Origin of the sequence: Devosia sp., from assembly GCF_034675085.1 — a bacterium.
Lineage (GTDB): Bacteria > Pseudomonadota > Alphaproteobacteria > Rhizobiales > Devosiaceae > Devosia.
Genome location: NZ_JAUCDN010000128.1, coordinates 1 through 8,798, shown reverse-complemented (window position 1 = coordinate 8,798; position 8,798 = coordinate 1). Strand labels below are relative to the sequence as shown.

Genomic DNA, 8,798 nt, shown 5'->3' with positions numbered 1-8,798 from the left:
TCGGAGACCAAGTTCGAGAACGGTGCTTCCGAGTATGAGATCGAACTCAAGTACTCGGACAACGAAGGCGTGATCCGCACGATCGAGCGCGTGTCGCGCCCCGGTCGCCGCGTTTATGCGTCGGTGAAGAATATTCCGCAGGTTGCCAATGGCCTGGGTGTCTCGATCCTCTCCACCCCCAAGGGTGTGATGGCCGACCACGAAGCCAAGGCCGCCAATGTGGGTGGCGAGGTACTCTGCCGCGTATTCTAAGGCTTTCCCGCCTTAGGATCCGGGGTAAGACGATTACTCAAGGATAAACGAAGAATGTCACGTACTGGCAAGAAACCGGTGGCACCGGTAAGCGGCGTTACGGTCACGATCAAGGGTCGTACCGTTTCAGCCAAGGGCCCGAAGGGCGAACTGAGCATCGATCTGATGGATGCTGTCAATGTGGAGCAGACGGAAGAGGGCCTGGTGGTTTCGCCGGTCAACGACACCCGTTTCGCCCGCGCCGCCTGGGGCACCACCCGCGCGCTGCTGCAGAACATCGTCACCGGTGTTTCTGCCGGTTTCGAGAAGAAGCTGGCCATCCAGGGCGTTGGTTACCGCGCCGCCATGCAGGGCAAGGATGTCAAGCTCACGCTTGGTTTCAGCCACGAAGTGATTTATGAGGCCCCCCAGGGCATCACGCTTGCCGTTCCGGCGCCGACCGAAATCGTGGTCAGCGGCATCGACAAGCAGCAGGTGGGTCAGGTTGCGGCCAATATTCGCGCCTGGCGCAAGCCCGAGCCCTACAAGGGCAAGGGTGTGCGGTACGCGGACGAATTCGTGTTCCGCAAAGAAGGCAAGAAGAAGTAAGGAGCGCCTGCAATGGCTATCAGTGCAAAAGGTGCGGAGCGCCGCAAGGCTCGTGTCCGCAAGGCGCTCAAGGCTCGTGCCTTCGGTCGTCCCCGTCTCAGCGTTTTCCGCTCGGACAAGAATATTTACGCCCAGATCATCGACGATACTACCGGCCGCACGCTGGCTGCCGCTTCGACGCTCGACAAGGATGTCAAGTCGTCGGTCAAGAATGGCGCCACCGCCGAGGCTGCTGCGGTTATCGGCAAGCTGATCGCCGAGCGCGGCACCAAGGCCGGCGTTGCCGAAGTGGTGTTCGACCGTGGGGCTTACATTTATCATGGCCGTGTGAAGGCCCTTGCAGACGCCGCCCGTGAAGGCGGTCTGCAGTTCTAACGCGGCGAGGAAAGCAATTATGAGCAGAGACGTTCAAGAACGCGAAAGCGAATTCGTCGATCGCCTGGTCCACATCAACCGCGTGGCCAAGGTGGTCAAGGGCGGCCGTCGCTTCGGTTTCGCTGCCCTCGTCGTCGTGGGTGACCAGAAGGGCCGCGTCGGCTTCGGCCATGGCAAGGCCCGCGAAGTTCCCGAGGCGATCCGCAAGGCCACCGAACAGGCCAAGCGCCAGATGATCCGCGTGCCGCTGCGCGACGCCCGCACCCTTCACCACGACGTGACCGGTCGCCATGGCGCCGGCAAGGTGATCCTGCGCGCCGCCGTTCCCGGTACCGGCATCATCGCCGGTGGTCCGATGCGCGCCGTGTTCGAGACGCTTGGCATCAACGACATCGTCGCCAAGTCGCAGGGCACCGCCAACCCCTATAACATGGTGCGGGCCACCTTCGATGCGCTCAAGCGCGTCGACAGCCCCCGCTCGGTCGCGGCCCGCCGCGGTCTCAAGGTTTCCGAACTGCAGGCTCGCCGCGGCGAGACTGCTGTCGAAGCCTGATAGGGCTCGGGAGAGAACGAAATGGCAAAAGCGAAAACCATCACCGTGCAGCAGGTCGGCTCGCCGATCCGCCGCGAAAAGAGCCAGCGCGCGACCCTGATCGGTCTCGGGCTCAACAAGATGAACAAGCAGCGCGAGCTGGTTGATACGCCCGAGGTTCGCGGCATGATCAACAAGGTCCCGCACCTCGTCCGCGTTATCGGCGAGTAAGAGAGAAGGTCCGGCAAATGACCCGTTTGAACGAACTTCGTGACAATCCCGGCGCCAACAAGACCCGCGTCCGCGTGGGCCGTGGCATTGGCTCGGGCGTCGGCAAGACCGGCGGTCGCGGCGGCAAGGGCCAGACCGCTCGCTCGGGCGTTGCGATCAACGGCTTTGAAGGCGGCCAGATGCCCCTTCACATGCGCATGCCCAAGCGCGGCTTCAACGTCCCCAATCCCAAGGACTGGAACCAGGTCCGCATCGACCGCATCCAGGCCTATATCGACAGCGGCAAGCTCGACGCCAAGGCGGTGATCGATGCCGAGGCGCTGGTGGCTGCGCGGGTGATCCGCCGCGCCAAGGACGGCGTACGCCTGATGGGCTCGGAAGGCTTTACCGCCAAGAAGGTCACCTTCAAGGTCGACTACGCCACCAAGGGCGCCCTGGCCGCCATCGAGGCCGCCGGCGGCAAGGTGGAGCTGATCCCGGCCAAGCAGCCGTGGAAGAAGGCCCCCCGCGCGCAGTAAATGACTCGCAGGCGTACCCGGCTTTCTGCCGGGTGCGCTTTTTTGGTTTGTTGCGTTAGGGACGCAGATGCATATGCTCCCGAAGCGCTCCGAGCGCACCTGGCCTTGAAGCCATAGGGAGCGATATATGGCGTCCGCAGCCGAACAGCTGGCACGTAATCTCAGTTTTTCGACCTTTTCCAAGGCGAAAGCCCTGCAGCAGCGCATCTGGTTCACACTGGGGGCGCTGCTCGTTTATCGTCTGGGCACGTTCATTCCGGTTCCGGGCATCGACCCCGATGCGTTCCGCGCGACCTTTGAGCAGAGCCAGCAGGGCATCATCGGCATGTTCAACATGTTCGCCGGCGGCGCCGTCGAGCGCATGGCGATCTTTGCCCTCAACCTTATTCCCTACATCACGGCCTCCATCGTGGTGCAGGTTGTCGCCACGGCATCGCCGCGCCTCGAAGCCCTCAAGAAAGAGGGTGGGGAAGCCGGCCGTCGCAAGATGAACCAGTATACGCGCTACCTTACGGTGGCCTTCTGCGCCGTGCAGGCCTATGGCATCGCCGTAGGCTTGGAAGCGAGCCAGGGCGTTGTGCTCAACCCGGGCTGGTTCTTCCGCATTTCCACCGTCGTCACGCTGGTGGGCGGCACCATGTTCCTGATGTGGCTGGGCGAGCAGATCACCTCGCGCGGTGTCGGCAACGGCATTTCGCTCATCATTTTCGCCGGTATCGTGGCCAATTTGCCCACCACCGTTGCCCAGACGCTGGAGCTGAGCCGCACCGGCGCCATTCCGGGTATTGCCGGGCTGGGCATGATCGTGCTGGCCCTGGTGGTGATCGCCATCATCGTGTTCTTCGAGCGCGCCCAGCGCCGGCTGCTGATCCAGTATCCGAAGCGCCAGGTGGGCAACAAGATGTTCCAGGGCGACAGCTCGCATCTGCCGCTCAAGCTCAACACCTCGGGCGTGATCCCGGTGATCTTCGCCTCCTCGCTGCTGCTGCTGCCGGCGACCATCGCCTCGTTCACCGCGCAGGCGTCGGAAATGGGCTGGCTGCAGACCATCACGGCGCTGCTCGGCCGCGGCCAGCCGCTCTATCTGCTGGTCTATGGCGGGCTGACCATCTTCTTCGCCTTCTTCTATACGGCCATCGTGTTCAATCCGCAGGAAACCGCTGACAATCTCAAGCGCTCCGGTGGCTTCATTCCGGGGATTCGTCCGGGCGAGCGGACCGCGCAGCACATCGATTATGTGCTCACTCGCATCACCGTGATCGGCGCGCTCTACCTCACCTTCGTGGCGCTGATCCCCGAAGTGCTGTTCAGCCAGCTTGCCGTGAGCCAGTTCATCGGCGGCACCTCGCTGCTGATCCTGGTGACGGTGACGCTGGATACGATCAGCCAGGTGCAGAGCCATCTGATCGCGCAGCAATATGAGGGGCTGGTCAAGAAGTCCCGTCTTGGAGGAGGCAAGCGTCGATGAGGTTGATACTGCTCGGCCCGCCGGGGGCGGGGAAGGGGACCCAGGCCAAGATCCTGGTCGATGCCTATGGCATTCCCCAGCTCTCCACCGGCGACATCCTGCGCTCCGCCATTGCCGCCAAGACCCCATTGGGGCTCGAGGCCAAGGCCGTGGTCGACCGGGGCGACCTGGTCTCGGACGACATTGTCAACGGCATCGTCTCGGAACGCCTGGATGCCGAGGACTGCAAGCCCGGCTTCATCCTCGACGGCTTTCCGCGCACCATCGCCCAGGCCGAAGCGCTTGATGGCATGCTGGCCGACAAGGGCATGAAGCTCGACGCGGTCGTGGAAATCAAGGCAGATGCCGACGAGTTGGTGCGCCGCGTGATTCAGCGCGCCAAGGAATCGGGCGGGGCCCGCGCTGATGACAATGAGGAGGTTCTGCGCAACCGCCTCGGCGTCTATCAGCAGCAGACCGCGCCGCTGGTCGCCTATTATGCCGAGACGGGGCTTCTGCGCCCGGTCGATGGCATGGAGCCCGTCGAGAAGGTGACGGTGGCCATAAAGGCGGCCATCTCTGCATGAATGCTGGCTCGGTTTGGCAGTTGACTCTGCGGAATCGAGCCCTTAAAGAACCGCGTCAGTCTCATGGATTATTGGGCTGGATTCGGTTCTCCAACTGGTTGGGGATCGAAGTCCGGTCCCTTGTTGTTTAAGGGCGCCAGCCGTGATGGCTCGCGCTGAATGAAGGAGAGCAGACGTGGCTCGTATTGCTGGCGTCAATATCCCGACGAACAAGCGCGTGGTTATCGCGCTGCAGTATATTCATGGGATCGGCGACAAGTTCGCCGAGGATATCTGCACCAAGGTTGGCATTCCGGCCGAGCGCCGCGTCAATGAGCTGACCGACGCCGAAGTTATCCAGATCCGTGAGACCATCGACCGCGACTATGTCGTGGAAGGCGATCTTCGCCGCAATGTGGCGATGAACATCAAGCGCCTGATGGATCTTGGCAATTATCGTGGCCTGCGCCACCGTCGCGGCCTGCCGGTTCGCGGCCAGCGCACCCACACCAATGCCCGCACCCGCAAGGGTCCGGCCAAGCCGATCGCCGGCAAGAAGAAGTAAGAACCCGCATAGGGTTCTTCGATGTAGCTGCCGGGGCCCATCCCGGGCTAACGGCAGCGCTGATATCGTTCAGAGGAATTAAATGGCTAAAGCTGAAGTCGCGCGCGTCCGTCGTAAAGAGCGCAAGAACATCACGTCGGGCGTCGCGCATGTGAACGCCTCGTTCAACAACACCATGATCACGATTGCCGATATGCAGGGCAATACCATCTCCTGGTCCTCTTCGGGCGTGATGGGCTTCAAGGGTTCGCGCAAGTCGACCCCCTATGCTGCCCAGGTCGCCGCCGAGGATGCCGCCAAGAAGGCGCAGGAACATGGCATGAAGACCCTGGAAGTCGAAGTTCGTGGTCCTGGCTCGGGCCGTGAATCGGCCCTGCGTGCCCTTCAGGCCGCCGGCTTCAACGTCACCTCGATCCGCGACGTGACCTCGATTCCGCACAATGGCTGCCGCCCGCGCAAGCGGCGCCGCGTCTAATCTGGACCCATTGACGAGCTCCCGGCCGCTTTGGCCGGGAGTCTTATTGCGTTTGCGGCGGTGCGGCTCGGGCTGGAGCCGCGATTTTGAAAGGACATAACCGTGACGATCCAGAGGAACTGGCAAGAACTGATCAAGCCGACCAAGCTGGAGATTGTTTCGGGCAGCGACAACGCGCGCGTGGCCTCGGTTGTCGCCGAGCCGCTTGAGCGCGGTTACGGGCTTACCCTGGGTAACGCCCTTCGTCGCGTGCTGCTGTCGTCGCTTCAGGGCGCGGCGGTTACCGCAATCCAGATTGACGGCATCCTGCACGAATTCTCGTCGCTCCCGGGCGTGCGTGAAGACATCACCGACCTCGTTCTCAACGTGAAGGAAATCGCGTTGAAGATGGGCGGGGAGGGTCCCAAGCGCCTGACGCTGTCGCGCCAGGGCCCCGGCGCGGTGACGGCCGGCGACATCAAGGTCACCGGCGATATCGAGGTGCTGAACCCCGAACTGGTCATCTGCCACCTCGACGATGGCGCCGAGATCAATATCGAATTCACCGTCGATACCGGCAAGGGCTATGTCGCCGCCGACAAGAACCGCCCGGAAGATGCGCCGATCGGCTATATCCCGGTCGACTCGCTGTTTTCCCCGGTCCGCCGCGTCAGCTACAAGGTCGATGCCACCCGCGCCGGTGAGAGCCTCGACAAGGACAAGCTGACCTTGCAGATCGAGACCAATGGCGCCGTGTCGCCGGAAGATGCCGTGGCCTATGCCGCCCGCATCCTCCAGGACCAGCTGTCGGTGTTCGTGAATTTCGAGGAGCCCAGCAAGGAAAAGGCGCAGGACGCCGTGCCCGAGCTGGCCTTCAACCCGGCCCTGCTCAAGAAGGTGGACGAACTGGAGCTATCCGTGCGTTCCGCCAACTGCCTCAAGAACGACAACATCGTCTATATCGGCGACCTCATCCAGAAGACGGAAGCCGAGATGCTGCGGACTCCGAATTTCGGCCGCAAGTCGCTTAATGAAATCAAGGAAGTCCTGGCACAGATGGGGCTTCATCTCGGGATGGACGTGGCCAATTGGCCGCCCGAGAATATCGATGACCTCGCCAAGCGCTACGAAGATCATTACTGATCCGGCGCCGCCAAGATTTTAGGAGACTACTATGCGCCACGGTAATTCAGGTCGCAAATTCAGCCGCACGGCCAGCCACCGCAAGGCCATGTTCGCCAATATGTCGGCTGCTCTGATCAAGCACGAGCAGATTGTCACCACCCTGCCCAAGGCGAAGGATTTGCGTCCGATCGTCGAAAAGCTGATCACCCTGGGCAAGCGCGGTGATCTGCATGCCCGCCGCCAGGCCATCAGCCAGATCCGCGATGAGGGCCAGGTGGCCAAGCTCTTTGCCGTTCTCGGCCCGCGCTACAAGGACCGCCAGGGCGGCTATATCCGCATCCTCAAGGCCGGCTTCCGCTATGGCGACAATGCTCCCATGGCCGTGATCGAGTTCGTCGACCGCGACGTCAACGCCAAGGGCCAGGACAGCGGCCCGGTGCAGGGCGACGAGTCCGAAGCCGCGTAAGGCTTGGATGCACTGAATTGAAAAGGCGGTCGTGCTGGGCATGGCCGCCTTTTTGTTTGGGGGATTGACCCGGTGCGGATTGTAGTTCAAACAGCTTATGGGCGCGCCAGTCCCCACGCGGCATAAAGCGCGTCAAGTTCGCGCCGATCATGGCAAAACACCGCCGGCAGGCCGGATCGCGTAGCGAGGTCGCGGGCATGCTGGGACTTGTTGCGGGTCTTCCATAGCCAGGCCAGCATGTCCCATTTGATGGAATCGCGGTTGCCCTCAAGTCCACCGGCGCGCTGCCGCCCCAGGGTGCGGCGGACGTAGCGGGCCGTGCGCACGGCCAGGCTGTCGTCCAGCACGATGATGCCGGTGGTGCGGGCGAGGCGTTGCGGCATCAGCCGGGAATAGCTGCCATCCATCACCCATTCGGGCAGGGCAATCGCCTCGTCGTGTAACGCGAAGAAATCTGCGTCGGGGCGCTGCTGCCAATCGGTGCCGGGCAGGTGGCGGAACTGGTCGAGATGGATGGAAGGAATGCCCAGCCGGGCGCCGAGGGCCGCCGCCAGGGTCGATTTTCCGGAGTTGGTGGGGCCGAGCACCATGATGCGGGGGCCCAGCGTCTCCAGGGCGGGAAAGCTGGCCATGGCATCCTCCCAAAAAAGAAACGGCCATTCCGACGGATGCCGGAATGGCCGCGCAATGAAACGATTGCGTCTTACTCCGGCTGCTGGTCCTTGCCGGTATAGACCTCATCGACCCAATACTGGTCGCGGCGGTCGAAGCCGTTGAAGGGGGTGAGCGAAGCCTGGGTATAGGCACCCATCAGGCCGAACTCGATCCAGTCGTCCTCATCGATATCGGCGGGCAGGGTGAACACCTGGGGCAGCACGTCATAGCTGTCGCAGGTGGGGCCCCAGATGGTGAACTCGGAGAACTGCGCATCGTTGTCATGCACGCGGGCGCCGCGCCAGACGCGAACCGGCGGGGTGAAGTGCATGAACTTCACTTCCATCAGGCTGCCATAGGCGCCGTCATTGACATAGACCGATTGGCCGCCGCGCTGATGCTTGACGCGCAGCAGCAGCGAGGTCGATGAGGTCACCAGCGCGCGGCCGGGCTCGATGATGAGGTCGGGCTTGCGCTTCTCGCCGAAATGATCGTTCACCGCCTGGGCGATGGTCTCGAAATAATAGTCCATCGGCGGCGCTTCGCTGGTCGGGTAGGGGGCCGGATAGCCGCCCCCGATATTGAGGCGCTTGAGCTCGATCCCGGATTCCTCGACGATACGGGCGGCGGCGGCGATGTGACGCTCATAAGCATAGGCGTCTTCGCACTGGCTGCCGACATGAAAGCACAGGCTGGGCGTATAGCCCATCTGCTCGACCATAACCGCTATTTCGGCCGCGCCCTGTTCCATGACGCCGAACTTGATGCCGAAATCATAGGATTTGAGCGCCTTGCCGGCCTTGAAGCGGGTGGTCACCTCGACGTCGCGGCTGGGCGAGACGACGGCGGCGAGCTGGTCGAGCTGCTGGGGATGGTCGATGGTGAAGCTGCGCACGCCGAAGTCCTCATAGGCGCGGGCGATCTCGCGGCGGTTCTTGATCGGGTTGTTGTAGTGCATCACCGCGCCGGGCGCGTAGTCGCGCACCAGCTCCATCTCGGTATTGGAGGCCACGTCGAACGCCTTG

14 protein-coding genes are annotated in these 8,798 nt (G+C 62.7%); 12 read left to right on the top strand and 2 right to left on the bottom strand.

Features of this window, described 5'->3' with window-relative positions; genetic code table 11:
* The 12 genes from rpsH to rplQ all read left to right on the top strand — a co-directional run.
* The coding region (gene rpsH / locus VDP82_RS09745; RefSeq protein ID WP_323014653.1) for a 30S ribosomal protein S8 at positions 1-252 on the top strand (252 nt) is incomplete at its 5' end.
* Positions 253-306: 54 nt separating this feature from the next.
* Positions 307-840, top strand: coding sequence for a 50S ribosomal protein L6 (gene rplF, locus VDP82_RS09740; protein WP_323014652.1), 534 nt, complete (start codon positions 307-309; stop codon positions 838-840).
* A 12-nt stretch (positions 841-852) separates the two neighbouring features.
* Complete coding sequence (rplR, locus tag VDP82_RS09735; protein WP_323014651.1) at positions 853-1,215, top strand: 50S ribosomal protein L18; 363 nt, start codon at positions 853-855, stop codon at positions 1,213-1,215.
* Between the two features lie 19 nt (positions 1,216-1,234).
* Positions 1,235-1,768 carry a 30S ribosomal protein S5 gene (gene rpsE, locus VDP82_RS09730; RefSeq protein ID WP_323014650.1) on the top strand — a complete coding sequence of 178 codons (534 nt, stop codon included), beginning with the start codon at positions 1,235-1,237 and terminating at the stop codon, positions 1,766-1,768.
* A 21-nt stretch (positions 1,769-1,789) separates the two neighbouring features.
* Positions 1,790-1,978 carry a 50S ribosomal protein L30 gene (gene rpmD / locus VDP82_RS09725; protein ID WP_323014649.1) on the top strand — a complete coding sequence of 63 codons (189 nt, stop codon included), beginning with the start codon at positions 1,790-1,792 and terminating at the stop codon, positions 1,976-1,978.
* A gap of 17 nt (positions 1,979-1,995) precedes the next feature.
* On the top strand, positions 1,996-2,496 hold the full coding sequence (gene rplO / locus VDP82_RS09720) for a 50S ribosomal protein L15 (RefSeq protein ID WP_323014648.1): 501 nt from the start codon (positions 1,996-1,998) through the stop codon (positions 2,494-2,496).
* Between the two features lie 127 nt (positions 2,497-2,623).
* A complete protein-coding gene (gene secY, locus VDP82_RS09715) occupies positions 2,624-3,964 on the top strand; it encodes a preprotein translocase subunit SecY (protein ID WP_323014647.1) in 1,341 nt (446 codons plus the stop codon).
* Positions 3,961-4,530 carry an adenylate kinase gene (locus VDP82_RS09710; protein ID WP_323014646.1) on the top strand — a complete coding sequence of 190 codons (570 nt, stop codon included), beginning with the start codon at positions 3,961-3,963 and terminating at the stop codon, positions 4,528-4,530. The genes secY and VDP82_RS09710 overlap by 4 nt, the downstream gene beginning before the upstream one ends.
* Positions 4,531-4,705: 175 nt before the next feature.
* Positions 4,706-5,074 carry a 30S ribosomal protein S13 gene (gene rpsM / locus VDP82_RS09705; protein ID WP_126151767.1) on the top strand — a complete coding sequence of 123 codons (369 nt, stop codon included), beginning with the start codon at positions 4,706-4,708 and terminating at the stop codon, positions 5,072-5,074.
* Between the two features lie 82 nt (positions 5,075-5,156).
* A complete protein-coding gene (gene rpsK, locus VDP82_RS09700; protein WP_086469598.1) occupies positions 5,157-5,549 on the top strand; it encodes a 30S ribosomal protein S11 in 393 nt (130 codons plus the stop codon).
* 96 nt (positions 5,550-5,645) lie between these two features.
* The gene (locus VDP82_RS09695) at positions 5,646-6,671 is read left to right on the top strand and encodes a DNA-directed RNA polymerase subunit alpha (RefSeq protein ID WP_323014654.1); all 1,026 of its coding nucleotides are present in this window, start codon (positions 5,646-5,648) and stop codon (positions 6,669-6,671) included.
* A 31-nt stretch (positions 6,672-6,702) separates the two neighbouring features.
* Positions 6,703-7,119 carry a 50S ribosomal protein L17 gene (gene rplQ / locus VDP82_RS09690; RefSeq protein WP_323014645.1) on the top strand — a complete coding sequence of 139 codons (417 nt, stop codon included), beginning with the start codon at positions 6,703-6,705 and terminating at the stop codon, positions 7,117-7,119.
* A 95-nt stretch (positions 7,120-7,214) separates the two neighbouring features.
* Here rplQ and VDP82_RS09685 read toward each other — a convergent pair whose 3' ends face one another.
* Together VDP82_RS09685 and VDP82_RS09680 are read right to left on the bottom strand one after the other, a co-directional pair.
* Positions 7,215-7,751, bottom strand: a complete 537-nt coding sequence (locus VDP82_RS09685) for an AAA family ATPase (RefSeq protein WP_323014644.1) — start codon at positions 7,749-7,751, stop codon at positions 7,215-7,217.
* A gap of 71 nt (positions 7,752-7,822) precedes the next feature.
* On the bottom strand, positions 7,823-8,798 hold a 976-nt coding region (locus VDP82_RS09680; RefSeq protein ID WP_323014643.1), incomplete at its 5' end, for a hypothetical protein.